We start from the raw sequence: 24,149 nt of genomic DNA, 5'->3' as shown, positions 1-24,149 counted from the left end.
ACCCCCACTACCTAAGGACGGCACCATGCCAGTCGTACTGGAACACCTGGGCAAGCGCTTCGGCGACGGCGCCCCGGTACTGGACGACGTCAACGCCAACATCAAGCAGGGCGAGTTCGTTGCCCTCCTCGGTGCCTCCGGCTGCGGCAAATCCACCCTCCTGAACATCATCGCGGGACTCGAAGCGCCGACGTCGGGCGCCCTGGAAGTACCTAGCGACGGCGCCGCCTTCATGTTCCAGGACGCCGCCCTCTTCCCGTGGCTCACCGCCCGGGAAAACATCGAGCTGGCCCTCAAGCTCCGCGGGGTGGGCAAGGCCGAGCGCAAGGCCAAGGCCCAGGAGCTCCTGGAACTGGTGCACCTGGGGACGGCGGGGGACAAGCGCCCGCACGAGCTCTCCGGCGGCATGCGGCAGCGCGTCTCGCTGGCACGTTCGCTGGCCCAGGACCGGCAGCTGCTGCTCATGGACGAGCCGTTCGCCGCGCTGGACGCAATCACCCGCGACCTGCTGCACGACGAGCTGGAACGCATCTGGAAGGAAACCGGGCGCACCATCGTCTTCGTCACCCACAACGTCCGCGAGGCCGTCCGGCTGGGCCAGCGCGTCCTGCTGCTGTCCTCGCGCCCCGGCCGCGTGGTCCAGGAATGGGCCGTCACCGAGGAACACCGAACCGACGCCGGGCTCGCCGGCCAGCTGACCGGGGTCATCACCGCCCGGCTGCGGGAGGAGATTCGCCGCCATGCCAAGTAAGTCCCTGTCCGGCTCCGCGCCGGTGGTTGAGCCCGACGAAACCAAAACCCGCGAGCCAGTCCATGCCGCCCTGACCCGGACGTCCACCGGCAACGAGGACCTCCGGGAGCTGGAATCCGGCCTTGACTCGCTGCAGTCCGACGCCGACCGCAAACACCGGATCGACTGGAGCCGCATCCTCCTGCCCGTAGCCGCGCTGCTGGTGCTGGTGCTGGTCTGGCAGTTCTACGTGTCCCTGGGCGTCAAACGGCGCGACCTGGTTCCCGGGCCGCTGGACGTCCTTGGCCAGCTGGGCGTTCTCTGGGGCGACGGCAAGTTCCAGGAATCAGTCTGGACGTCGCTGCAGCGCGGCGTGGTGGGCTTCCTGATTTCGGTGGCCATCGCCACGCCGGTCGGCCTGCTGCTGGCCCAGGTGGCACCGTTGCGGCGCGCGTTTGGACCGCTCATTTCGGGACTGCAGGTCCTGCCCTCCGTGGCGTGGGTCCCCGCGGCCATCATCTGGTTCGGCCTTACTGACGCCACCGTGTACTTCGTGGTGTTCATGGGGGCCATCCCGTCCATCATCAACGGGCTCATCTCCGGTGTGGACCAGATCCCGCCGCAGTACCGCCGGGTGGGCACGGTGCTTGGCGCGTCCCGGCTGCAGATGGCCCTGCAGATTGTCCTCCCGGCCGCGCTGCCGGGCTACCTGGGCGGCCTCAAACAGGGCTGGGCCTTCTCCTGGCGCTCCCTCATGGCCGCGGAGATCATCGCTGTGGGCGGCACCATCGGCTTCGGCCTGGGGTCGCTGCTGGACCAGGGCCGGACCCTGTCCGACATGGGCGTGGTCATGGCCGCCATCCTGCTGATCCTCGCGGTCGGCATCCTGATTGAGCTTCTGGTGTTCGGCCCCATCGAGAAGCGCCTCCTGCGCCGCCGCGGCCTCCTGGCCGGCAGCACCCGCTAAGTCAGCCCGCACCCAGGCACCTGAGAGCCCGAAGGCGAGTCCCGCCGTCGGGCTCTCTGCTGTCCTGTGCTCTGACTGTTCTGTGCCCTGACCTGACGGAACCGGGGCACTTTGACACGGACACGCCGGGTTTCAGGGCCGGTTCGACGCCGGAACGCGCCAAAGTGCCCCGCGACCGCCGGCGCCCACCAGGGCGGGCCGTGGCAGACTGGCGCCATGACCGCCAGCTTCGAGTGCCGCACCGCGTCCCCGCTCCCCGTGGAGCAGCTCTTCGACCGGGCGCGCAGCATTGACATCCACTTGGAGTCGCAGCGGACAGCGGGCGAGCGGGCGGTGGGAGGGGTGACAACCGGGCTTATCGGGGAAGGCCAGGAAGTAACGTGGCGAGCCAGGCACCTCGGCATACCGCTCACCATGACCAGCCGCATTACCGCCTTCGATTACCCGCGCAGTTTTACCGACGAACAGGTCAAGGGCCCCTTCAAGGCCTTCCGGCACGTCCACGAATTCGCGCCTACTGCCACGGGAAGCCTGATGGTTGACCGGGTGGAGTTCACCGCCCCGCTGGGGGTCCTGGGCCGCGCCGTCGAGCGCCTGTTCCTGGCCCGGTACCTGGAGCGCATCATCGTCCGCAGGGGCAGGTTCCTCGCCGCTGCGGCTAAACGTTTGTGACGCAGCATTACCTTACGTGAACTGGTGTTGCTCGGCCTTTGTGGGCGAATGTGACGCGGACCTACCGTTGATTCATGGCAATTCAGGACATTTACCCCACGGCGCTGCGGCTGCTCGGCCGCCCGGTGCTGGTGGTGGGCGGCGGCCCCGTTGCCGCCCGCCGCGCCAAGGGGCTGCTCGACGCCGGGGCCGTGGTCACCGTCGTGGCTCCGGTTGCCTCGCCCGCGCTGCTGGAGATGGCCGGCGCCGGCCTGCTCACCTGGGAAGCGCGGCCCTACCTTTCCAGCGACGTCGACGGCGTGTGGTTCGTCCAGACCGCCACCGGCGATTCCGCCGTGGACGCCCAGGTGTCGGCCGACGCCGAGGCACAGCGCGTTTGGTGCGTCAACGCCTCCAACCATGAAGCTTCCGCCGCCTGGACTCCCGCCGTTGCGGAGGTCGACGACGTCAAGATCGCCATCAACGCCGGCGGCGACCCGCGGCGGGCCATGGCCGTGCGCGATGCCGTGGCCACCGCCCTCGAAACCGGCGACCTGCCGCTGCGCCGCCGCCGCGCACACCAGGGATCCGTCGCGCTGGTTGGCGGCGGTCCCGGCGATACGGGCCTCATCACGGTCCGCGGCCGCCGTCTCCTGGGCCAGGCCGACGTCGTGGTCGCCGACCGCCTGGGCCCCCGCGGACTGCTCAACGAACTCGCCCCGGACGTCCGGATCATCGAAGTCGGCAAGACCCCCGGCCACCACCCCGTTCCGCAGGCTGGGATCAACCGGATCCTCGTCGAGGAAGCCCTCAAGGGACACCGCGTTGTCCGGCTCAAGGGCGGGGACCCCTACGTGCTGGGCCGCGGCGGCGAGGAAGCCGAATACTGCCGCCAGCACGGCGTCGAGGTTGAAGTGGTCTCCGGCGTCACCTCGGCAATCTCCGTTCCCGCAGCAGCCGGAATTCCCGTCACCCACCGCGGCCTGGCCAAGGGCTTCAGCGTGGTCACCGGCCACGAGGAACTCTCCGAGGTACCCGCCCGTCCGGACCACACGATCGTCCTGCTCATGGGCGTGGGCCAGCTGCGCGAATCCGCGTCCGCGCTGGGCGAAGCCGGCCTGCCGCAGGACACCCCGGTTGGTATCGTGGAAAACGGCTATTTGCCGGACCAGCGCGTCACCATTGGCACGCTCGGTTCCATCGCCGACCAGGCCCAGGCGGCCGGCGTCGCAAATCCTGCCGTGATTGTCATCGGTGACGTGGTGCGCGTGAGCCCCTTCGCGCCGTCGCACTTCAAAACCGCTGACTACAGCACCACCACCCCGAACAGCCCCCGCAAGACCGTCCTCACCACCTAGCCCCACCCAACTGACTGGCAGTTGTTGTCGTTCTGAGCCGTCAAAACGACAACAAATGCGAGCCAGTTGGGCCGGAACGAAGAAAAGGAACACAGCCGTGTCATCCAGCACCACCGTAGGAACTGCTGCGCGTCCGCTGCGCGTCGCCGTCGTGGGCTCCGGCCCGGCCGGCGTCTACGCCGCCGACATCCTCACCAAGAGCGAAGCCGTCAAAAGCGGCGAGCTGACCGTCAGCATCGACCTCTTTGACCGCTACCCGGCACCCTACGGCCTGATCCGCTACGGCGTGGCCCCGGACCACCCCCGCATCAAGGGCATCGTGAACGCCCTGCACAAGGTGCTGGACCGCGGCGACATCCGCTTCTTCGGCAACGTGGACTACGGCACGGACCTCACCATCGAGGACCTCCGGACCCATTACGACGCCGTCATCTTCGCCACCGGCGCCATCAAGGACGCGGACCTGAACATCCCCGGCATCGAGCTGGAGGGCTCGTTCGGCGGCGCCGACTTCGTCTCCTGGTACGACGGCCACCCCGATGTCCCGCGCGAATGGCCGCTCGAGGCCAAGGAAATCGCGGTGATCGGCAACGGCAACGTGGCCCTGGACGTGGCCCGTGTTTTGTCCAAGCATGCCGACGACCTCCTCACCACCGAGATCCCGGACAACGTCTACGCCGGCCTGAAGGCTTCCCCGGTCACCGACGTGCACGTCTTCGGCCGCCGCGGCCCCGCCCAGGTCAAGTTCACCCCGCTGGAGCTGCGCGAGCTGTCCCACTCCAAGGACGTAGACATCATCCTGTACCCGGAGGACTTCGAGTTCGACGAGGAATCGGACCGCCAGATCCAGACCAACAACCAGACCAAGACAATGGTGGGCACGCTCACCAACTGGATTGCCGAGCAGCCCGAGGACGTCTCCGAGCTCAAGGCGTCCCGCCGCCTGCACCTGCACTTCCTGCACAGCCCGGTGGAGATCTATGACGACGCCGAGACCCCGGGCAAGGTGGCCGGCATCAAGTTTGAGCGCACCGAGCTGGACGGCACCGGCAACGCCCGCGGCACCGGCGAGTACGTGGACTACCCGGTCCAGGCCGTCTACCGAGCCATCGGCTACTTTGGTTCCGCCCTCCCGGACGTGGAGTTCGACCACAAGAAGGGCGTTGTGGTGAACGACGGCGGCCGCGTCCTGGACTCCGACGGCAACCACGTCCCGGGCATCTACGCCACCGGCTGGATCAAGCGCGGGCCGGTCGGCCTCATCGGCCACACCAAGGGCGACGCCCTGGAGACGGTGACCTACCTGCTGGAAGACCGCGAAAACCTTCCCGTCGCTTCGGCACCGGAGGAGGACGCCGTCACCGAACTCCTCGACGCACGCGGCGTGAAGTTCACCAGCTGGGAAGGCTGGCTGGCGCTGGACGCGCACGAACTCGCACTGGGTGCAGCTGCCACTGAGGCCGGGGGATCGCACGGCGTGGAGGTCAAGCGTGAGCGCATCAAGGTGGTGCCGCGCGAGGACATGGTGGACATCTCCCGCGACGGTGTGGCCGCGCAGGTCTAACGCACCGATTCAACGCACCATCAGACAGGAACCGCGGGGCCATTGGTCCCGCGGTTCCTGCTTTAATATGCCCTAACCCTGTTGCTTACCAGCGCCGCCAACGGCCATCAGCTCCAGGCGACGCAGGGTCTCGCGGTTCCGCGCCGAAATCAGCGGGTCCCGCAGGAATTTCGGCATCAGCTTGCCGGGGCCGCGGATGGCATCCTCGGCGATGGTCACCAGGCACTGGTCGCCCCGGTCCTCCAGCGTGATCTCCACCTTGGCCTCGCCCATCGGCCAGCCCCGCGCCACCAGTTCCAGCGAGCGGCCTGGCTCGACGGCCGCCACGCTGGTGCTGTCATCAATCACCAGCGGCCAGGCGCCCACGGAGTGGTGCAGCCGGGAACCCTGCCGGGGCCATTCGGCGTCCACGTCCCTGATCCGGGATGCGCCCACCACCCAGCCGGAATACAGCCAGCCGTCGGCGATGACCCGCCAGACGTCGGCCGCGGGGGAGGTGAACAGCCGCGAGACGGTGGACATGGAGTTCCTTCCGGTTCCGGTCATGCTTTGGTGGGGTGCTTCGGCGGACCCCGTCGGGTGTCCGGGGTCCTTCAAGTGTCCGACGGCGGGAGGTGCGGGCCGCCGTGCGGCCCGGTAGGACGGCTTCCGCAGGCGGCGGGTCCAGGCGTACGTCCGGGCGCCCGGCGGCTGGTTCTCAAGAGGGTCGAAACGCAGCGGGATGTCCGCGGGGTCCGCACCCGCGTTCAGCCGCAGTTCACCGCACGCCCGCCACGGCCCTCCGGGTCTGGCCCAGGACAGTCCCAGCACCCATTCGCCGGAGGCCGGCGACCCCGAAGGTAGGTTCAGCGTCCGCAGTCCCAACAGCACCGGGCCCGTCCGGCCGCGGTACGGCATCAGCGTGGTCAGGGTGGCTCCCGCAATGTCCAGCCGCGGCATCAGGAGGAACCTGCCCGGCAGTCCCCAGCCGGTGGAGGCAAACAGGACGTCCGCGGGGTTGGTACCGGAGGCAGCGGCAGGGGTCGAGGAACCGGCGGAAGCACTGGTCGGCGAAACCCGGAGCGCCAGGCCCAGGATGTCCGGCAGCGCCTGCGGCAGGCCCAAGGACCGTGAAAAGCGGGCCACCACCGGGTCGGTCCCCGGGGAATCGAGCCAGTCGATGCCGCTGGGCTGTGCGGGGTTGCCGGTCCTGGTGAGCTGTCCGGCCAGGCCCAGGCCCTGGGGGTGGATGGGCCGGTCCGGCCGCGCGAGTTTGAGGAGCCGGAAGAGGGCGGCAAAGGCCTGCCCGGCACTCCCGGTGACGGTGGAAAGAACGCGCGGCTGCTGGGTCATACTTCCTTCCTACCCATAAAGCGGCGGACTACATGCGCCCGAACCGGGCCCGGATCAGCGCGAAGATCCCGTAAGCGATGAAGCCGGCGCCAATGGCCACCAGGAGGGTGGGCCCGAACGGGTGGTGCTGCAGGGCCTTGAGGCTGCCGTCCAGGCCGGTGGATTCCTCGGGCCGGTGCTTGGCCGCGGCGATCACGAACAACAGGCCCGTGAGGTCCAGCGCTATCCCTTTGGCCACATGGCCGGTGACGCCCAGGCTGTCGATAAGCCTGCCGCGCCGGGTGCCGTCGAAGTGGAACAGCTCCTCCTTGAAGCCGCGACGGATTCCCTTGACGATGAAGTAGATGCCGATGCCCAGGATGGTCAGCCCCAGCGCCACCAGGACCCACGGCCCCAGAGGGTTGGCCATCAGGCTGGCACTGAAGTCCCGGGTGTTGTCTCCCGAGTCGCTGCGCTGGCCCAGGGCGAAGCCGGCGAACGTAAGGCCCACACTGCCGTATGCGATGGCCAGGAATCCCGAGGAGACCAGCTTGGCCAGCCGTTCCTTGCGGGCCAGGCTCCGGGCGCGCAACGTCGCTTCGCTGGCCTGCCACAGGGCAAGGCCCAGGCAGGCCGCCACGCACCCCCACATGACCACGGGTCCCCACGGGTTGTCCGCGAGCTGGGCGATGGCGCCGGTGGGTTCGGCATCGCCCGGATGGCCGAGGGCGATGGCAACGGCGATGGCCCCAACGATGATGTGCAGCACCGCCATGACGGCAAATCCGGTGCGGGCCAGGACGTCCAGGGCCTTGTGGTTGGACGCCTCCTCGACAGCGTCTGCTGCCTGGCTGAGGGTGGAATCGCCGTCGGACATGGTTCAGCCGTTCATGGGCCCTTCGGCCCTCAGCTTCTCCGCGCCCGGTCCCTCCACGTGCACGGTGCAGCGGACCACCAGCTGGCCCGGGGCGTTGTCCAGTTCCACCAGGGAATCGTCCGCGCTGAGGACGGTGAACACCTCGGACCCGGTGACCGCCTCCACGCCCTTGGCTTTGGCGGTTTCCCGCGCATTCCTGAGCGCCTCGCGCTGCAGGCCGTCCACGTAGCCGCCGTCACTTTCACGGGCGGGGTCCCCGAAGGCCCAGCCGAACAATGTTCCTGTTTTTCCCATGGCGACGATATTACGCGGTTGCCCCCGCCCGGGACGGGGTTTCGTAATATTAGTAAGTGTGCTTACCATGGGCGCACCATACCTCGATGGAACAGGCAAGCGAAGTCCGCTGCACAGCGGCAAAACCCGGAACCAGTTCACAACGTTAGGAACGCACATCATGGCAGGAAACCTCATTGCCCGTTCAGTTCACGACCTGACCGCGGCAGCATGGTTTGGCGGATCACTCATGGGCGCCATCGGACTCAACGGCGCGGCGGCCCAGGCCAAGGACCCCGCCGAGCGCACCCGGCTTTCCAGTGCCGGCTGGATGAAGTGGGCGCCGTTCCAGACGGCGGCTTTCGCCTCCCACCTGGTGGCGGACCTCGCCATCGCCTGGGAGAACAAGGGCCGCATCGCCAAGCAGGAGGGCGTGGCCCGCGACACCGTCATCAAGACGGCGGTCACCGTGGTGGGCGCCGCGGTGACCCTGTACTCGGGCATCCTGGGCAAGAAGGTGGAAAAGCTTGCCGGTGAAGGCGCCGAAGGCGCAACGGAGCCGCACGGCGCGGCCTCGGACGAATTGAAGACGGCCCAGCAGCAGCTCAAGCTCCTGCAGTGGGCCATCCCCGGCTTCGCAGCCCTGGTGATCATCCTCGGCGCCAAGCACGGCGAGATGCAGCGGCCCAAGAACGTCTTTGCAGGCCTCCGCGGCGAGTAGGGCGAACACGCAGTAAGAAGCTGACGACGGCGGCCCGGCACGTAAGTGCCGGGCCGCTGCCGTGTCCGGGGTGCTTGGGGCGGAGTCCGCTAGACCGGTTGCGTATTGGCCGGGGGCAGGTCCGGGTTCATGTCCTTCAGGTCCGGGTCCTCGGCTGTCCACACTTGGATGATGGCCCAGGCCACCGCCGCCAGCGGCACGGACAGGACCGCGCCCACGATCCCGGCCAGGATGGTGCCGGCAGTCAATGCCATGAGGATCACCAGGGCATGGAGCTGAAGTGACTTGCCCATGACGACCGGCTGCAGGAGGTCGCCCTCCAGCTGGTTGACCGCGACGACGACGGCCACCACAATGAGGGCCACCACCGGCCCGTTGGCAACAAGCGCCACGAGGGCGGCCAGGATGCCTGCGACCGTTGCCCCCACCAGCGGGATGAAGGCGGTAATGAAGACGATGATGGCCAGCGGAATGGCCAGCGGTACCTGCATGATCAGCAGCGCCGCACCGATGGCCACGGTATCCACCAGGGCCACGATCGCTGTGCCGCGGACGTAGCCGCCCAAAACCTCGAGCGTGCGGCGTCCGGACCGGCGCAGCTTGGCTTCACGCTGGCCGGAGAAGGGGCGGAGGAAGAAGTCCCAGATCTTGGCGCCGTCCTTGAGGAAGAAGAACAGGATGACCACCATGAGGCTGGCCCCGGCAATAAATTCGGTCACCACGGACAGCCCGGTGACCGCGCCGGAGCGGACCTGGCTGCTGGTGGCAAACTGAACCACCGCCTCCCGTGCCTGGTTGAGCTGTTCCCGCTCGATGGGGATGGGCCCCGTCAGCAGGAACTGCTCCAGCTCGTCGAGGCCGGAGGAGGCCTGCGCCGCCAGTTCGCCCCACTGGTTCCGGACGGAGAAATAGATGACGGTGGACACACCGGCCAGGATCACCAGCAGCGCCACGAACGCCATGCCGGTGGCCAGACCACCCGGTATCCCGCGGCGGCGGAGCATGTTCACGAACGGGCCGATCGCTGCTGCCAGGATCAGGGCGATCAGGGCGGGGATCACCAGGAGCTTGATCTGCATCAGCGCGAAGACGGAGACGGCGACTACCAGCACAACCAGCAGAACCTGGGCTGCGCGGGTGCCTGCCCTGCCCAGGCCGTCAGACCAGAGCGCGCCCGGCGGCCTGGAGCCCGATGCTTTCCTGATGGTGCCTGGGCGCTGACCCTGGCGGGCTGCACCGCCCGGCCGCCCGGCATCGGTATGTGCCCCATCGCCAGCCGCTGCGCCGTCCTGCGCCTGCCGGAGGGGCTCGTTGCCCAGCTCTTGATCACTAAGGCGTGTTGATCGCGCCATGGGTACTCCTCATCGTCCGGAGGGTGCCCTGCGCCACGGGATGCGGCGCAGGGCAGAACAACCTTCGTCAGATGGTAAGCCTACTGATGGTTTGGGGGTGCGGAAACCCCGGAGCGGGCCCTTCCCCGCAGGGTGTGCCGCCGGGACTACTCGGCCAGCCACTCCGCGCAGGAGTTCAGGTTCCGGTTCACCGTGGCGACGGCAGCGTCTTCATCCCGCCGCTCGATCGCAGCGAGCAGCGTCTCGTGGCCGTCCCGCGGAAGCCCGTTGAAGCCGGGCCGGCGCTGCTGCTTGAGGAGATCCTGGTGGAACGCGGTTCCGAAGCTGGCGTAGAGCTCGTGCAGCAGCGGGTTCCCGGACGCCCGGGCGATGCCTTCGTGGAAGTGCCAGTCGGCGTCCGCCCAGGCGTCGACGTCCCCGTTGTTCCAGGCCTGGTCCCGGCTGGCGAGCAGGGCACGCAGGGCCGTGACGTCGTCGTCCGTGGCATTGCGGGCGGCCAGCCGGGCCGCCTGGGTGTCCAGGCCCAGCCGCACCTCAAGGATGTGCTGCTCGGTGTGGTCCTGGTACATCCGCTGCGCGGCGCCGGACATCTCGCTTGTGGCGCGCACATAGGTGCCGTCCCCGCGCCGGACCTCCAGCATGCCGCCGTGGGCAAGGGCCTTGACCGCTTCACGGAGGGTCCCGCGGGAGACGCCGAGCCGGGCCATGAGTTCCGGTTCGGGCGGGATGCGCTGGTTCAGGGCCCACTCGCCGGAGTGGACCATCCCGCGCAGCTTGGCCGTGACTTCGGCGGCGAGCGGCGGCCGGACTGACGGGCTCAGGGACATGGCGTTACTTCCTTCCGTCCGCAGCCCGGACCGGAGCTGCCCCTGCGGGCTTTCCGGTCATGGCGCGGCCGGTAATCAGGTGGGATACCACAATCTGTACCAGGGCCAGTGCCAGCAGCAGCACCAGCGGCAGGATCCAGCCGCCCGTGGCGCTGTGCAGCAGGCCCATGCCGAACGGGCCCACCGTGGCCAGCAGGTAACCCGACGACTGGGCCAGCGTGGACAGTGCAGTGGTTTCGGCGGTGCTGGTGCCGCTGCGGCTGATCATGACCATCACCAGCGGGAAGATGCCCAGGCCAAAGCCCAGCAGGACGGCGGGCACGGCCGCCAGCCCCACGGGGAGGACCAGGAGCGCCAGGATTCCCACGGCCATGGTGATGCTCACCAGGTAGAACGCCGGGCGCAGCATCCGCGGGCGGGAGCCGATGGCGATCAGCACCATGCCCGCCGGAACGGAGACCAGCTGCATGAGCCCGAACATCAGTCCGCTGTCCGAGGCGCTCAGGCCCATGGTGGTGAGCATGTAGGGAAACCAGCTGAGCAGGGCGTACGCGAGCAGGGCCTGAAGGGCGAAGATCGCGGTGAGGAGTTGACCTTTGCGGGTCCGCAACAGCGGCCAGGGGGACACGCGCAGGCCCGTGGCCGGGGCGGCGTTGCGGTGCGCGTGCAGTGCCACGGGCAGGAACCCCAGGAAGGCGGCCACGGCAGCGATGCCGACGGCGCCCACCGCGGCGGACGGGGATCCGAGGGCTTGGGCCAGGGGTACGACCAGGACGGAGGTCAGGGTGCCGCCGGTGGTCATGGTCACGGTGTAGACGGCGGTCATGAGCGAGGTGCGGGAGGCGAAGTGCTCGCGGATGAAGGACGGCATGGCCACGTTGCAGATGGCCAGTCCGGACATGCCCACCACACTGCCGGCCACGAGCATGCCGGTGGCGGGGATGCCGCGCAGCAACAGGCCGCCGGCCAGCAGGGCCAGCGACAGCAGGATGGCTTTCTCCACACCCACCTTGCCGCTGAGCCAGGACGTCGCGGCGCCGGCCACCGCGAAGCAGAGTGTGGGAATCGACGGAATGATGGCCGCCACCAACGCCCCGTAGCCCAGTACCGACTGGAGGTCGTGCAGCAGGGCTGACGCCCCGGTGATGCCCGCGCGGAGGTTCAGCCCGATCAGCACCAACGCAATGACACCGAACACGACGGCGGAGCGTGGCTTGGCAGGCGCCATGCCGGGTGCCGGCGCGGCGGGGGCTGCGGTGGGCGCCTGGATGCTTGCGGGCGGGGAAGCGGGGGGAGTGGCGGACATACCCTCCATCCTAAAGGTTAGACGTTTGATGTTTGCGCTTTTGTGGCCAACCTCTCCCGGTCCGGCGCCGCTGCAATAGACTGCCAACGGACTGTCGGAGGGCCTGGCGCGGACCAGGTGGTGCGGAAGGACGGCTGTGGAGGCTTCCCGGGGACTCGAGATCGAGAAAAAATACGACGTCGACACTGGCGCCGCAGTGCCCGCATTGGAGCAGGCGGCAGGGGTGGCCCGCACGGGCAAGCCGCATACCGATCTCCTTGAAGCGGTCTACTTCGACACGCCAAAGCATTCCCTCGCCGCCCGGCGCATCACCCTCCGCCGGCGCACGGGCGGGAAGGACGCCGGGTGGCACCTGAAGCTGCCACCCCAGGCCGCCGCCGCAGCCGGGGAAGGCCCGCAGCAACGCACGGAACTGCACGCACCCCTGGGCCGCCCGGACGTGGTCCCGGACGCCCTGCTCACCCACCTGCATGCCTACCTCCGGGGTGCCGTCCCGGTGCCGGTGGTCCGACTGCACACGCGGCGCACCACCTACCCCCTGTACGGTGACGACGGCGTGCACCTCGCCGACCTCGCCGACGACCAGGTCACCGCCGAACGGCTGCAGGAGGGGGGCGCAGCCACCCGGCAGCAGTGGCGCGAGTGGGAACTGGAACTGGTCCACGGCGACCCAGGCCTCTTTGGCCCGGTGGAGGAACTGCTTGCCGCTGCCGGCGCCCGCCCCGCAGGCCACGCCTCCAAGCTGGCCCGCGCACTGGGGCCGGGCAAGGCGGCCGGAACGCGGTCCCCCGGCGGCGGGGACGCCGCCGGCCCCGCCGGCGACGAAGGCAGCCCGGCGCTGCTGGCCGGAAAGCGTGCCCCCGCAGCCGCCGTCGTCACCGTGTACGTGGGGGCGCAGATTGAGCAGATCCTTGCCACCGATGCCGCTGTCCGGGGCGAGGAGCCGGAGGCGGTCCATGCCATGCGCTCGGCAACGCGCCGGATCCGCTCGGTCCTGGGCGCCTACGGGAGGCTGTACCGGGCGTCGCCGGTGCGCAAGCTGCGGAGCGAGCTGAAGTGGCTGGGCCAGCTGCTGGGCCGGCCGCGTGACGCTGAAGTCCTGCGGGAGCAGCTCCGCGGAGAGCTGGCCGGGCTGCCGCCCGGGGACGGTGTTGCGGGAGCAACGGCAGGCCTGGAACAGCGCACGGTTGCCGATTACGACGACGCGTACCGGCTCCTGCGCGAAGCCCTGGGAACGGAGCGCTACTTCCGGCTCCTGGACAAGCTCGAGGACTTCCGGGACAACCCACCGGTGCGGGCCGAAGCGGTTACGCCCGGCCGGCGGGCGGCGGCAAAGGCGGTGGACAAGGCCGCCAAACGGCTGCGCCGCTCACGCAAGGCTGCCAAGGGGGCACGGCGCGGCAGGGAACAGGAACTTGCCCTCCACCGTGTCCGCAAGGACGCCAAGCGGCTGCGCCACGTGGCCGAATCAGCCGCGCTGGTACATGGCAAGCGTGCGGGCAAGGTGGCAAAGGCCGCCCGCCGGCAGCAAAAGATCCTGGGCAGCTTCCAGGACGCCGCAGTGGCCCGCGACCTGCTTGCCGGTGTCGCCGCCGACAACACCGACGCGGCCGCCGCAGGCATCTATGCCCACCTGCTCAGCCGGCAGGAAGAACGGATGCTGGCAGCCCGGGCCGGCTTCCGGAAGGCCTGGAAGAAATCCCGCGACCTGTTGGGGCACGGCGTCATCTGATCCGGCAGCAGGGCGCTGCCGGCCCCCTTTTCCGCCTCCCTGCCTACCTGCCCTGGCGGGCCGACAACCGGGCCACGGCCAGGGCGAGCCACAGCTGCACCCGGTCGGCGGTGACGGCGGGGTCGTACCCCGTCAGTTCGGTGATCTGGGCCAGCCGGTAGCGGACGGTGTTGCGGTGCAGCGTGAGCTCCTCCGCCACCGCGGCCACCGAGCCGTTGTTGTTCAGGTAGCTCTCCAGCGTGGCCATCAGCTCAGAGCCGTGTGCGGCATCGAAGGACCGCAGGGGGTTCAGTGATTCGTGGGCCATATCCGCCAGCGGCACATCCTCGCTGGCCAGCAGCAGCGACGTCAGGCTGAGCCGCTCGGGTTCGTTGACGGGCAGGCCGTGGCTGGCGGCGTCCCGGGCCTCGAAGTAGCTCCAGCGCAGGCCGTTCGGCTTGGTGTACGCCCCGCCGATGCCGATCGTGGCGTGGATCCCGGCTTCGGCGAGGTGGTCGCTGAGCTTCCGTGCCAGCGCCGGCGCCGTCCCGCCGTCGTCATTGACCACCAGTACCAGGTCCTTGCCCACGACGGCGGCAACGGCCTTTTCCAGTTCCAGCGGCACCGAGGTGCTCCCCAGGGCCTTGCCATGGGCGGCCGAAACAGCGAGCAGCACCACGTTCTTGCGGGTGCTGTTCACGCCCACGCCGGCCAGGCGGCGCTGCGCCTCGCTGGTCTCCAGCGCGCCGTGGATCACGTCCTCCAGCACCTGGCCGCAGAGGGCACGCTGGGCCTGCCGCTGCTTGACCATGTTGTTCAGCTCCACGCTGATCAGGTTCTGCGCGTAGCCAATGATCCCTGTGTCCTCGAACGGCTGGCGCACCCACAGCGTGCACGCATCGCGCCGCCCGGTAGGGACGGGATAGCTGGACCAGGTCTCCGCCGACGGGCTGGCGGTGCTGCTGTTGTACAGCTGCGCGGTGAACTGCGTGAGCGCGATGTCTGTACGCAGCATGCCCCCCAGGTTCTTCAACAGCTCGGAAAGTCCGCCGCCGGTCAGCAGCGCCCGCGCCAGCACCTGGTGCCCTGCGATCAGCCGTTCCAGCTTGGCGTAGTGGTCCGCCGACTGGGCGTCCGCCACCAGCTTGGTGATGGCAATGAAGGGAGTCTCGTACGGCACCTCCACCACGGGCAGGCCCCAGCGGTTGGCCTCCGCCAGGAGGGCCGGCGGCACCGCCTCATGCGAAAGGCCCACGCCGAAACCGATGCCCACCGCGCCGGCGCGCTGCACCTGGCGGACAAAACGGCGCTGCTCAGGGGCGGAACGCAGCCGCAGGCCGGTGGTGAGGACCAGCTCGCCGCCGTTGAGGAACCGCTGGGGATCCTCCAGCTCCGTGACGGCAACCCAGTTGATGTCCTGGTTCCAGGTAGTCTCCGCCACGCCCGCCTTGGACAGCTTCAGGGAGGACACGCCCACCAGGGCAGCAAGGGAAATGGCCATGAAGCAAGGATAAACGTGAGCTGGGCAACCGCACTAAACCTCTTTGGCAAGGGTGTGCAGGTGGCTATTCACCCCGCTTGGGCGCTGGCATAGGCTCAAGGCAGTTCCATCCATCCGTCGTGGTCTCCGCCCGGCCGCCGATGGCCCTTACGAAAGAGGTTGCACACCGTGGTCCAAACCTTGCAGAACTTCATCAACGGGAAGTTCGTCACCCCCGCCGGCACCACCCTGCTGGACGTGGTCAACCCCACCAACGGCGACGTGGTGGCGCAGGCCCCCGTTTCCGTGCAGCCGGACGTCGATGCCGCCATGGCAGCTGCCAAGGACGCCTTCAGGACCTGGAAGCATGTCACCCCGGGCCAGCGCCAGCTGATGCTGCTCAAGCTCGCCGACGCCATTGAGGCCAACAGCGACGAGCTCGTCGAAGCCCAGCACCGCAACACCGGCCAGGTCCGCTCCCTGATCGCCTCCGAGGAAGTGGCTGCCGGCGCCGACCAGCTCCGCTTCTTCGCCGGCGCCGCCCGCATCATGGAAGGCAAGTCCGCGGGCGAGTACTTCGAGGGCCACACCTCCTACGTCCGCCGCGAACCCATCGGCGTGGTGGCCCAGGTGGCGCCCTGGAACTACCCGTTCCTGATGGCCATCTGGAAGATCGGCCCCGCGCTCGCGGCCGGCAACACCGTGGTCCTGAAACCGTCGGACACCACCCCCGAATCAACCCTGGTCCTGGCACGCCTGGCCGGCGGCATCTTCCCGGCCGGCGTGCTGAACGTGGTGCTCGGCACCGGCGAAACAGGCGCCATGATGGTGGAGCACAAGGTCCCCGGCCTGGTGTCCATCACCGGTTCCGTGCGCGCCGGCATCGCCGTTGCCTCCGGTGCCGCAAAGGGCCTGAAGCGTGCGCACCTGGAGCTCGGCGGCAAAGCCCCGGCCATCGTGTTCAAGGACGCCGACATCAAGAAGAGCGCCGCGGCCATCGCCGAGTTCGCCTTCTTCAACGCCGGCCAGGACTGCACCGCCATCACCCGCGTGCTGGTGGAGGAGTCCGTGCACGACGACGTCGTGGCCGCCATGGTGGAGCACACCAGGACCCTGCACACCGGCTCGCAGAACGACGAAGACAACTACTTCGGCCCCCTGAACAACGTGAACCACTTCAACGCCGTCACGTCGGTGGTGGAGAACCTGCCGGCCAACTGCCGGATCGAAACCGGCGGCCACCGCGCGGGGGAGAAGGGCTACTTCTTCGAACCCACCATCATCACCGGAGCAAAGCAGACCGACGACGTGGTGCAGAAGGAAACCTTCGGCCCGGTCATCACGGTGCAGAAGTTCAGCACCGAAGAAGAGGCAGTGGCCATGGCCAATGACGTGGACTACGCCCTGGCCTCCAGTGTCTGGACCACCAACCACGGCACCGCCATGCGGCTGAGCCGCGACCTGGACTTCGGCGCCGTCTGGATCAACACCCACATCCTGCTCACCGCCGAAATGCCGCACGGCGGCTTCAAGCAGTCCGGCTACGGCAAGGACCTCTCCATGTACGGCGTGGAGGACTACACGCGCATCAAGCACGTGATGTCCGCCCTCGACGCGTAAAACCACCCACCGCCAGGCTTCAAAGAAAGGCCTTCCCATGACCACCACCGCATCAGACATCACCTACCGCCTGGAGCAGAAGCGCAACGTCCAGGCCGACTTCCCGGGCCCCAAGTCCGTGGCACTGACCGAACGCCGCAAGTCCGTGGTGGCTGCCGGCGTCGCCTCCAGCGTCCCGGTCTACGTTGCAGACGCCGACGGCGGCATCATCCACGACGTCGACGGCAACTCCTTCATCGACCTCGGCTCGGGCATCGCCGTGACCAGCGTGGGAGCGTCCGATCCCGCCGTCGTCGGCGCCGTCAAGGAAGCGGTGGAGCACTTCACCCACACCTGCTTCATGGTCACCCCGTACGAAGGCTACGTGGCGGTCGCCGAGCAGCTGAACCGCCTCACCCCGGGCGACCACGAAAAGCGCACCGTCCTCTTCAACTCCGGCGCGGAAGCAGTGGAAAACGCCGTCAAGGTGGCCCGCCTGGCAACCGGCCGGGACGCAGTCGTCGCCTTTGACCACGCCTACCACGGCCGCACCAACCTGACCATGGCGCTGACCGCCAAGGCCATGCCGTACAAGACCAACTTCGGACCGTTCGCTCCCGAGGTCTACCGCATGCCCATGAGCTACCCGTACCGCGAGGAAAACCCCTCCATCACCGGTGCCGAGGCCGCCAAGCGTGCCATCACCATGATCGAGAAGCAGATCGGCGGCGACCAGGTGGCCGCGATCATCATCGAGCCCATCCAAGGCGAGGGCGGCTTCATCGTTCCCGCCGAGGGGTTCCTGCCCGCGCTGGCCGCCTGGGCCAAGGAAAAGGGCATCGTCTTCATCGCGGACGAGGTCCAGTCCGGCTTCTGCCGCACGGGCGAATGGTTCGCAGTGAACCACGAGGGCGTCGTCCCGGACATCATCACCATGGCCAAGGGCATCGCCGGCGGCATGCCGCTGTCCGCCATCACCGGCCGCGCCGACCTGCTGGACGCCGTCCACCCCGGCGGCCTGGGCGGCACCTACGGCGGCAACCCGGTGGCCTGCGCCGCGGCGCTGGCCTCCATCGGCTCCATGGAGGAGTACGACCTGAACGGCCGTGCCCGCCACATCGAGGAACTCGCGCTGGGCCGGCTCCGCGGCCTGCAGACTGAACTGGCCGGCTCCGGCACCGCCGTGATCGGCGACGTCCGCGGCCGCGGCGCCATGCTCGCCGTCGAACTTGTCCAGGCAGGGTCCAAGGAGCCGAACCCGGAACTGACCAAGGCTGTTGCCGCCGCCTGCCTCAAGGAAGGCGTCATCATCCTCACCTGCGGCACCTACGGCAACGTCATCCGCCTGCTGCCGCCGCTGGTCATCACCGACGAACTGCTGAACGACGGCCTGGATGTCCTCGCCGCCGCCATCAAGGCCAACGCCTAACCGGAACGACTCCCTCCGGCAACGCAAAGAAGGTGGGCTCCCGGTGGGGAGCCCACCTTCTTTGTCATCGGACGCTTTCTAGGCCGCCTGGCGGAGCGCTGCCCGGCGGGCCACCGAGTTCCTGCGCGCCGTCCGCAGCATGTCCAGGGTCAGCAGGAGCAGTGCCAGCCACACCACCCCGAACCCCATCCAGCGCTCCACGGTCATGGCCTCCCGGAACACCAGCAGCGCCACCAGGAACTGCAGCACGGGGGCAAAGTACTGCAGCAGCCCGATAGTCGTCATGGGCAGCCGCCGCGCGGAGGCGCCGAAGAAGAGCAGCGGAACGGCGGTGATCACGCCGGACGCCAGCAGCAGCCAGAAGTGCCCGGGCCCCTGGGAAGTCAGCGTGGAGCTGCCGTTCGCGGCCAGGACCACCATCGCCACGGCGGCCAGCGGTGCCAGCACCATGGTCTCCACGCTGAGGCTGGTGATGGCGTCCACCCTCGACCCCACCCGGTTCTTGACGAAGCCATACAGGCCGAAGCTGAACGCCAGCGTCAGCGCAATCCACGGCAACTTCCCGTAGGAGTAGGTGAGGACGCCCACGGCCACGAAGCCCACGCCCACCGCGGCCCACTGGAGCGGACGCAGCTTTTCCTTCAGGACCAGCACGCCGAGGAGCACCGAGACCAGCGGGTTGATGAAGTAGCCCAGTGACGTTTCCACCGCCTGCCCGGTGGTCACGCCGTAGGTATAGGTCAGCCAGTTGATGGCGATCAGGAAAGCAGCCAGCGCCAGGGAACCAAACACGCGGCGGTCCTTCAGCGCGGCAGCCAGCACACCCCACGCCCGGGTGACCGTGATCAGGAGGGCGCAGAACAGGAGCGACCACACCACGCGGTTGGCCACGATCTCGACGGCGCCGGCCGGCATCAGGATGAAGAAGTACAGCGGGAGCAGCCCCCACAAAACGTACGCGCCGATGCCGAACAGCATTCCCGCCGTCGAATCCCCGGCGACTGCCTTGGGACCCGCGGGCACCGCATCACCTGCCGTGGAGCGTGACGTGGGGGAGGTGGCTACGGGGGTTCCTTCTGGCATGGGCACGCTTTCCATAACAGCAGCCCGCGGGCAGGTATTCCGGGAGGCAGGCGGGAAAACGCGAAAATAGTCAGTAGGCTTTCTTTCATGACATGTGCCCGTACCCCGCAGCCGGCCCCATGAGGCTCCGGCGCAGCAACGCCTCGGGCCGCGGCTACCGCAGGGTACCGGCAGGCAAAGGCTTCAGTTACCGGGACCTGGACGGCTCCACCCTGCCGCCCGGTCCCGTCCGTGACCGGCTGGAGAGCATCGGCATCCCGCCCGCGTGGACGGACGTCTGGATTGCCCCGTTTGAGAACGGCCACATCCAGGCCACCGGGGTGGACGCGGTGGGCCGTCGCCAGTACATCTACCACCCGGAGTGGCGTGAGCGTAAGGACCGGGTGAAGTTCGACCGGTCCCTCCAGCTGGCCGAATCGCTGCCCGCGGCACGCCGCATGGTCACCATGGACCTGCGCAGCGATGGCTTCACCCGCGAGCGGGTCCTGGCGGCCGCGTTCCGGATGCTGGACAGCGGATCCCTGCGCGTCGGATCCGAACGCTACACCAACGAAAACGGCAGCCGGGGCCTGGCCACCCTGCTGTGCGCCCACGTCCAGGTCCGCAAGGACCGCATCCTGCTGCGCTTCCCTGGCAAGAGCGGCAAGGACTGGGAATCGGAGATCCGCGACCCGGACCTCGCCGCCGTGCTGCGCCTCCTCAAGCGCCGCGGGCCCAACGCCCGGCTCCTGGCCTACAAGGAGGGCAGGACCTGGCGTCCGGTCACCAGCGCGGACATCAACGCCTACGTGAAGGAGCGGACCGGATCGGACTTCACCGCCAAGGATTTCCGCACCCTTCGCGGGACGGTGGCCGCGGCGGCAAGCCTTGCCCGGACCGGCCCCCAGCGCACGGCGGCCAAACGGAAACGGGCCATCAGCCGGGCCATGCACGAGGCCGCGGAGACGCTGGGCAACACACCCTCCATCGCCCGGAAGAGCTACGTGGACCCCCGCGTCCTGGACCACTTCCATGACGGCGAAACCATCGATCCAAAGCGCCTGGACTCGGCGGAGGCCGAACTCCGGGCACTCCTGTACCGCGAAGGCAAGGTGGTGGCCCTGGCCGCCAACTAGAATGGGGGACTGTGCGCTGCATGACGCGGCGCAGTCTCATGAAACGTGAGCAGGACCAGTTCAGAAGGGCTCCCGGTGTCCAACAAGAGCGAAACCGCCAACCGTCCCCTCCGCGTCGCCATCGTCGGCGCAGGACCGGCAGGAGTCTATGCTGCGGACATCCTCACCAAGTCCAGCGGGGTGAAGGACGGCGACTTCCAGGTCAGCATCGACCTCTTCGAGGCCTACCCCGCGCCCTACGGACTGATCCGTTACGGCGTGGCCCCGGACCACCCCCGCATCAAGGGCATCGTGAACGCCCTGCACAAGGTCCTGGACCGCGGGGACATCCGGTTCCTGGGCAACGTGACCTACGGCCGGGACCTTACCCTGCACGATTTCCGGGCCTTCTATGATGCCGTGATCTTTTCCACGGGCGCCGTGAAGGACGCGGACCTGGACATTCCCGGCATTAACCTCCAGGGTTCCTTCGGCGGCGCCGACTTCGTGTCCTGGTACGACGGGCACCCCGATGTTCCCCGGGAATGGCCGCTCGAGGCCAGGGAAATCGCCGTCATCGGCAACGGCAACGTGGCCCTGGATGTGGCCCGCATGCTGGTCAAGCACCCCGAGGAGCTGCTGAGCACCGAGATTCCGGACAACGTCTACCAGGGCCTGAAGTCCTCGCCCGTCACGGACGTCCACGTTTTCGGCCGCCGCGGACCGGCCCAGGTGAAATTCACCCCGCTGGAGCTGCGCGAGCTGAGCCACATGGACGACGTGGACATCGTCCTGTATCCGGAGGACTTTGAATTCGACGAGGCCTCGGATGAGGCCATCCGCAGCAACAACCAGGTCAAGACCATGGTGAACACGCTCACCAATTGGCTGGTTGAGGAGCACGCGGAGTCGGAGAGCCCCTCCTCCCGCAGGCTGCACCTGCACTTCCTGCACAGCCCCGTGGAAGTGCTCGACGACGGCACGGGCAGGGTGGGCGGCATCAAGTTTGAGCGCATGCAGCTGGACGGGACCGGCAACGCCAAGGGCACCGGGGAGTACGTCGAATACAACGTCCAGGCTGTCTACCGGGCCATCGGCTATCACGGCTCCGCCCTGGACGAACTGGAGTACGACGCCAAGCGCGGCGTCATCCCCAATGAGGGCGGACGCGTCCTGGATGCCGACGGGAACCCCGTCCCGGGCATCTACACCACGGGCTGGATCAAGCGCGGACCCGTCGGGCTCATCGGCCACACCAAGGGCGATGCGCTGGAGACCATCGGCTTCCTGCTGGAGGACCGGCCGAACCTCCCCGCTGCACAAAACCCGGATCCCCAGGCCATCATCGACTTGCTCGAGGAACGCGGCATCGAATACACCACCTGGGAAGGGTGGAACAAGCTCGACGCCCATGAGGCTGGACTCGGGGCCGCTTGGACCGGACCCGAAGGCCTGGACCACGTGGTGCGCGAACGGATCAAAGTGGTGCCGCGCGAGGACATGATCCGCATCTCCCGCGGCTGACTCCGGCCGCACTCCGCCAGCAGGTGGTTACTTAGGGAGGGCCATGAGCAGGAACGTCATTCAAACCACTTTTGACGGCTTCATGAAGGGTGCGGGATTCTCGAAGCACAGCGGATCCTGGTACCGCGACACCGATGACGTGATCACTGTGGCCGAATTGCAGAAATCGCAGTATGGACTGCAGTAATACGTGAACATTGCACTGTGGCTGCGCCCTCTGGGAGAGGCGAAAACCCCCAAAGAGCAGGCCTCCCACGTTCGCAGCCGCCTCTCACTGCTTGTTGGAAGCGCGGACGGGCAGCTGGAGGCGCTGGCCGTGAAGGGGGCATCTGATGGGTCGGGCGGGCCCTGGTTGTAAACCTGGCCCGGTGACCTCTGGCCGCAGAGCCGTATTCAAGTTAGTCTGATTAACATGAATATGGCGGGAACCCGTGCCTACGACTCCCGGAAGCGTGCGGCCTCTGCCGCCGCAACCGGGCGCCGGATCCTGCAGGCAACGCTGGACCTCTTCATGGAGGGGCCGCTCGCCGGCGTGACGCTGAATGCCGTTGCTGAACGGGCCGGGGTGACCGTCCAGACCGTCATCCGCCGCTTCGGCGACCGCCCGGGCCTGATCCACGCCACGGCGGAATTCGCGTCAGCGCAGGTTGCCGGCCAGCGCGGTGCCGCTCCTCCCGGCGACGTACCCGCCGCCGTCGACAATCTCCTGGAACACTACGAAACCACCGGCGCCCTGGCCCTGAAGATGCTGGCCGAGGAGGAAACGTCCCCTGTCCTCGCAGAGATCACCGAAGGCGGCCGGCAGCTCCACCGGCAGTGGTGCGAACGCGTCTTCGCGCCCTTCCTGGCAGATGACTTCCTGCCGGACGGGGTAGAGCGGAAGCGCCGCCTTGCCCAGTTCGTCGCCCTCTGCGACGTCTACACCTGGAAGCTGCTGCGCCTCGATGCCGGGCTCAGCCGCGACCACGTGGCCCACTGCCTGCTCGAAATGCTGGAACCCTTCATCCGGAGGCCCTGATGTCCACCGTCCTTGCCTACACCTCTCCCGCCATCGGCCACCTTTTCCCCATGGTCCCGCTGCTCCAGGAGCTGAAGGTCCGCGGGCATGGTGTCCACGTCCGTACCCTGCGCCGGCAGGTCCCGCTGCTCATGGAGGCGGGGTTCCATGCCGGACCGGTGGATGACCGGATACTTGCGGTCGAGGCCACTGACTACCGCGCCAACAACGCGAAGGCGGCCCTGGCTTCCAGCGTGGAGACCTTCACGGCCCGCGCCCGGTTCGACGCCCCGGACCTGCAGCAGGCCATTGATGACGTTCGCCCGGACCTGCTGCTCATCGACATCAACGCCTGGGGAGCCCGCATCCAGGCCGAATCCTCGGGGCTGCCGTGGGCCACTTTCAGCCCCTACACCCCGCCGCTCCAGTCGAGGGGAACGCCGCCGTTCGGACCCGGGCTTGCCCCCATGTCCGGCCCGCTGGGGAGGGCCCGTGATGCACTGGCCCGCCGCCTGGTGACCGGCGCCGTGGAAAAGCTGATGCTGCCGCACATCAACGCGCTGCGGGCGGAGCTGTCCGCCGGCCAACTGCTACCCGTCAGCGGTGCGGACGAGATGTTCCGCACCGCGCCGCTGATGCTTGTGGCCACGTCGCAGCCGTTCGAGTATCCCCATCCGGACTGGGGGCCGGACGTGCGGATGATCGGCGCGCTCGGCTGGGAACCGCCCGCGGAGCCTCCCTCCTGGCTCGGGGATGGCCAGGACCCCGTGGTCCTGGTGACCACATCCTCCGAATACCAGGCCGACGAAGCCCTGGTACGGGCGGCGCTGGCCGGCCTGGCCGCTGAACCCTTCACCGTGGTGGCCACCCTGCCGGCAGCGGACACCGGGTCCGCCGGGGCGCACCGGGCATCCGGCGCCGAAGCCTTTGCGTCCGTCCCGGCCAATGCCCGGCTGGAACACTTCGTGCCGCACGGTCCCGTCCTTGACCGCGCCGCCGTCGCCATCACGCACGGCGGCATGGGGGCGACGCAGAAGGCGCTCGCCAAAGGGGTGCCCGTGGTGGTGGTTCCGTTCGGCAGGGACCAGCACGAGGTGGCGGCGAGGGTGGTGGCCGCCGACGCCGGGGTGCGGCTGAGCCGGAAGCACCTCACCCCGGAAAGGCTCCGCGCCGCCGTCCACCAGGCCCGGACCAAGGCGCCGGGGGCGCGGCGGGTTGCGGAGGGCTACGCTGCCGCGGGTGGAGCAGTGGCAGGGGTGGATGCGCTGGAGGAACTGGTACGGCTAGACTAGCCG

Annotated in this window: 22 protein-coding genes; 14 read left to right on the top strand and 8 right to left on the bottom strand. The window is 68.4% G+C overall.

What is annotated here, in order from left to right; translation table 11 throughout:
* The first annotated feature begins 25 nt into the window (after positions 1–25).
* From LDO86_RS14865 to LDO86_RS14845, 5 genes are all read left to right on the top strand, one after another.
* Entirely contained in the window at positions 26–751 is a 726-nt protein-coding gene (locus tag LDO86_RS14865) for an ABC transporter ATP-binding protein (RefSeq protein WP_056393004.1), read from the top strand.
* Entirely contained in the window at positions 741–1,697 is a 957-nt protein-coding gene (locus LDO86_RS14860) for an ABC transporter permease (protein WP_018769009.1), read from the top strand. The genes LDO86_RS14865 and LDO86_RS14860 overlap by 11 nt, the downstream gene beginning before the upstream one ends.
* A gap of 216 nt (positions 1,698–1,913) precedes the next feature.
* Positions 1,914–2,369, top strand: a complete 456-nt coding sequence (locus LDO86_RS14855; protein WP_018769010.1) for an SRPBCC family protein — start codon at positions 1,914–1,916, stop codon at positions 2,367–2,369.
* Positions 2,370–2,443: 74 nt separating this feature from the next.
* Positions 2,444–3,706, top strand: a complete 1,263-nt coding sequence (gene cobA / locus LDO86_RS14850) for a uroporphyrinogen-III C-methyltransferase (RefSeq protein WP_018769011.1) — start codon at positions 2,444–2,446, stop codon at positions 3,704–3,706.
* A gap of 97 nt (positions 3,707–3,803) precedes the next feature.
* The gene (locus LDO86_RS14845; RefSeq protein ID WP_018769012.1) at positions 3,804–5,270 is read left to right on the top strand and encodes an FAD-dependent oxidoreductase; all 1,467 of its coding nucleotides are present in this window, start codon (positions 3,804–3,806) and stop codon (positions 5,268–5,270) included.
* Positions 5,271–5,342: 72 nt separating this feature from the next.
* Here the strand turns inward: LDO86_RS14845 and LDO86_RS14840 are convergent, their stop codons facing one another.
* Genes LDO86_RS14840 through LDO86_RS14830 form a run of 3 tightly spaced genes read right to left on the bottom strand, consistent with a single transcriptional unit; the run spans position 5,343 to position 7,752 of the window.
* The gene (locus LDO86_RS14840) at positions 5,343–6,602 is read right to left on the bottom strand and encodes an SRPBCC domain-containing protein (RefSeq protein ID WP_018769013.1); all 1,260 of its coding nucleotides are present in this window, start codon (positions 6,600–6,602) and stop codon (positions 5,343–5,345) included.
* Positions 6,603–6,630: 28 nt separating this feature from the next.
* Positions 6,631–7,458 carry a DUF1206 domain-containing protein gene (locus tag LDO86_RS14835; RefSeq protein WP_018769014.1) on the bottom strand — a complete coding sequence of 276 codons (828 nt, stop codon included), beginning with the start codon at positions 7,456–7,458 and terminating at the stop codon, positions 6,631–6,633.
* Between the two features lie 3 nt (positions 7,459–7,461).
* A complete protein-coding gene (locus tag LDO86_RS14830) occupies positions 7,462–7,752 on the bottom strand; it encodes a hypothetical protein (protein ID WP_026265726.1) in 291 nt (96 codons plus the stop codon).
* Positions 7,753–7,912: 160 nt separating this feature from the next.
* On the opposite strand from LDO86_RS14830, the gene LDO86_RS14825 reads away from it, so the two are divergent.
* Positions 7,913–8,452, top strand: coding sequence for a hypothetical protein (locus tag LDO86_RS14825; protein WP_018769016.1), 540 nt, complete (start codon positions 7,913–7,915; stop codon positions 8,450–8,452).
* A gap of 89 nt (positions 8,453–8,541) precedes the next feature.
* Here LDO86_RS14825 and LDO86_RS14820 read toward each other — a convergent pair whose 3' ends face one another.
* From LDO86_RS14820 to LDO86_RS14810, 3 genes are all read right to left on the bottom strand, one after another.
* Positions 8,542–9,804, bottom strand: coding sequence for an AI-2E family transporter (locus LDO86_RS14820; RefSeq protein ID WP_018769017.1), 1,263 nt, complete (start codon positions 9,802–9,804; stop codon positions 8,542–8,544).
* Positions 9,805–9,950: 146 nt separating this feature from the next.
* Positions 9,951–10,631 (bottom strand): FadR/GntR family transcriptional regulator, encoded by a 681-nt coding sequence (locus LDO86_RS14815; RefSeq protein ID WP_018769018.1) that lies wholly within the window; start codon positions 10,629–10,631, stop codon positions 9,951–9,953.
* Positions 10,632–10,635: 4 nt separating this feature from the next.
* Positions 10,636–11,859: an MFS transporter gene (locus LDO86_RS14810; RefSeq protein WP_223995266.1), complete on the bottom strand. Its 1,224-nt coding sequence runs from the start codon at positions 11,857–11,859 to the stop codon at positions 10,636–10,638.
* A gap of 214 nt (positions 11,860–12,073) precedes the next feature.
* Here LDO86_RS14810 and LDO86_RS14805 point away from each other — a divergent pair, with 214 nt between their 5' ends.
* Complete coding sequence (locus LDO86_RS14805; RefSeq protein ID WP_018769020.1) at positions 12,074–13,669, top strand: CYTH and CHAD domain-containing protein; 1,596 nt, start codon at positions 12,074–12,076, stop codon at positions 13,667–13,669.
* Positions 13,670–13,712: 43 nt separating this feature from the next.
* On the opposite strand, the gene LDO86_RS14800 is transcribed toward LDO86_RS14805, so the two are convergent.
* Positions 13,713–15,149 carry a PucR family transcriptional regulator gene (locus LDO86_RS14800; RefSeq protein WP_018769021.1) on the bottom strand — a complete coding sequence of 479 codons (1,437 nt, stop codon included), beginning with the start codon at positions 15,147–15,149 and terminating at the stop codon, positions 13,713–13,715.
* Positions 15,150–15,317: 168 nt separating this feature from the next.
* On the opposite strand from LDO86_RS14800, the gene LDO86_RS14795 reads away from it, so the two are divergent.
* Together LDO86_RS14795 and gabT are read left to right on the top strand one after the other, a co-directional pair.
* Positions 15,318–16,748, top strand: a complete 1,431-nt coding sequence (locus LDO86_RS14795; protein WP_018769022.1) for an aminobutyraldehyde dehydrogenase — start codon at positions 15,318–15,320, stop codon at positions 16,746–16,748.
* 37 nt (positions 16,749–16,785) lie between these two features.
* The gene (gene gabT / locus LDO86_RS14790) at positions 16,786–18,156 is read left to right on the top strand and encodes a 4-aminobutyrate--2-oxoglutarate transaminase (protein ID WP_018769023.1); all 1,371 of its coding nucleotides are present in this window, start codon (positions 16,786–16,788) and stop codon (positions 18,154–18,156) included.
* Positions 18,157–18,234: 78 nt separating this feature from the next.
* Here gabT and rarD read toward each other — a convergent pair whose 3' ends face one another.
* Positions 18,235–19,239 (bottom strand): EamA family transporter RarD, encoded by a 1,005-nt coding sequence (gene rarD / locus LDO86_RS14785; RefSeq protein ID WP_018769024.1) that lies wholly within the window; start codon positions 19,237–19,239, stop codon positions 18,235–18,237.
* 119 nt (positions 19,240–19,358) lie between these two features.
* On the opposite strand from rarD, the gene LDO86_RS14780 reads away from it, so the two are divergent.
* The 5 genes from LDO86_RS14780 to LDO86_RS14760 all read left to right on the top strand — a co-directional run bounded on the left by LDO86_RS14780 (position 19,359) and on the right by LDO86_RS14760 (position 24,146).
* The gene (locus LDO86_RS14780; protein WP_018769025.1) at positions 19,359–20,354 is read left to right on the top strand and encodes a DNA topoisomerase IB; all 996 of its coding nucleotides are present in this window, start codon (positions 19,359–19,361) and stop codon (positions 20,352–20,354) included.
* Between the two features lie 75 nt (positions 20,355–20,429).
* Positions 20,430–21,857 carry an FAD-dependent oxidoreductase gene (locus LDO86_RS14775; protein WP_018769026.1) on the top strand — a complete coding sequence of 476 codons (1,428 nt, stop codon included), beginning with the start codon at positions 20,430–20,432 and terminating at the stop codon, positions 21,855–21,857.
* 43 nt (positions 21,858–21,900) lie between these two features.
* Positions 21,901–22,044, top strand: a complete 144-nt coding sequence (locus LDO86_RS14770) for a DUF4304 domain-containing protein (RefSeq protein ID WP_018769027.1) — start codon at positions 21,901–21,903, stop codon at positions 22,042–22,044.
* Between the two features lie 225 nt (positions 22,045–22,269).
* Positions 22,270–22,875, top strand: a complete 606-nt coding sequence (locus tag LDO86_RS14765; RefSeq protein WP_081620186.1) for a TetR/AcrR family transcriptional regulator — start codon at positions 22,270–22,272, stop codon at positions 22,873–22,875.
* Positions 22,875–24,146 (top strand): nucleotide disphospho-sugar-binding domain-containing protein, encoded by a 1,272-nt coding sequence (locus LDO86_RS14760; RefSeq protein WP_018769029.1) that lies wholly within the window; start codon positions 22,875–22,877, stop codon positions 24,144–24,146. The genes LDO86_RS14765 and LDO86_RS14760 overlap by 1 nt, the downstream gene beginning before the upstream one ends.
* The last annotated feature ends 3 nt before the right edge of the window (positions 24,147–24,149 follow it).

Source organism: Arthrobacter sp. StoSoilB19 (assembly GCF_019977275.1).
Taxonomy (GTDB): Bacteria; Actinomycetota; Actinomycetes; order Actinomycetales; family Micrococcaceae; genus Arthrobacter.
This window is presented reverse-complemented; position numbering and strand designations above follow the sequence as displayed.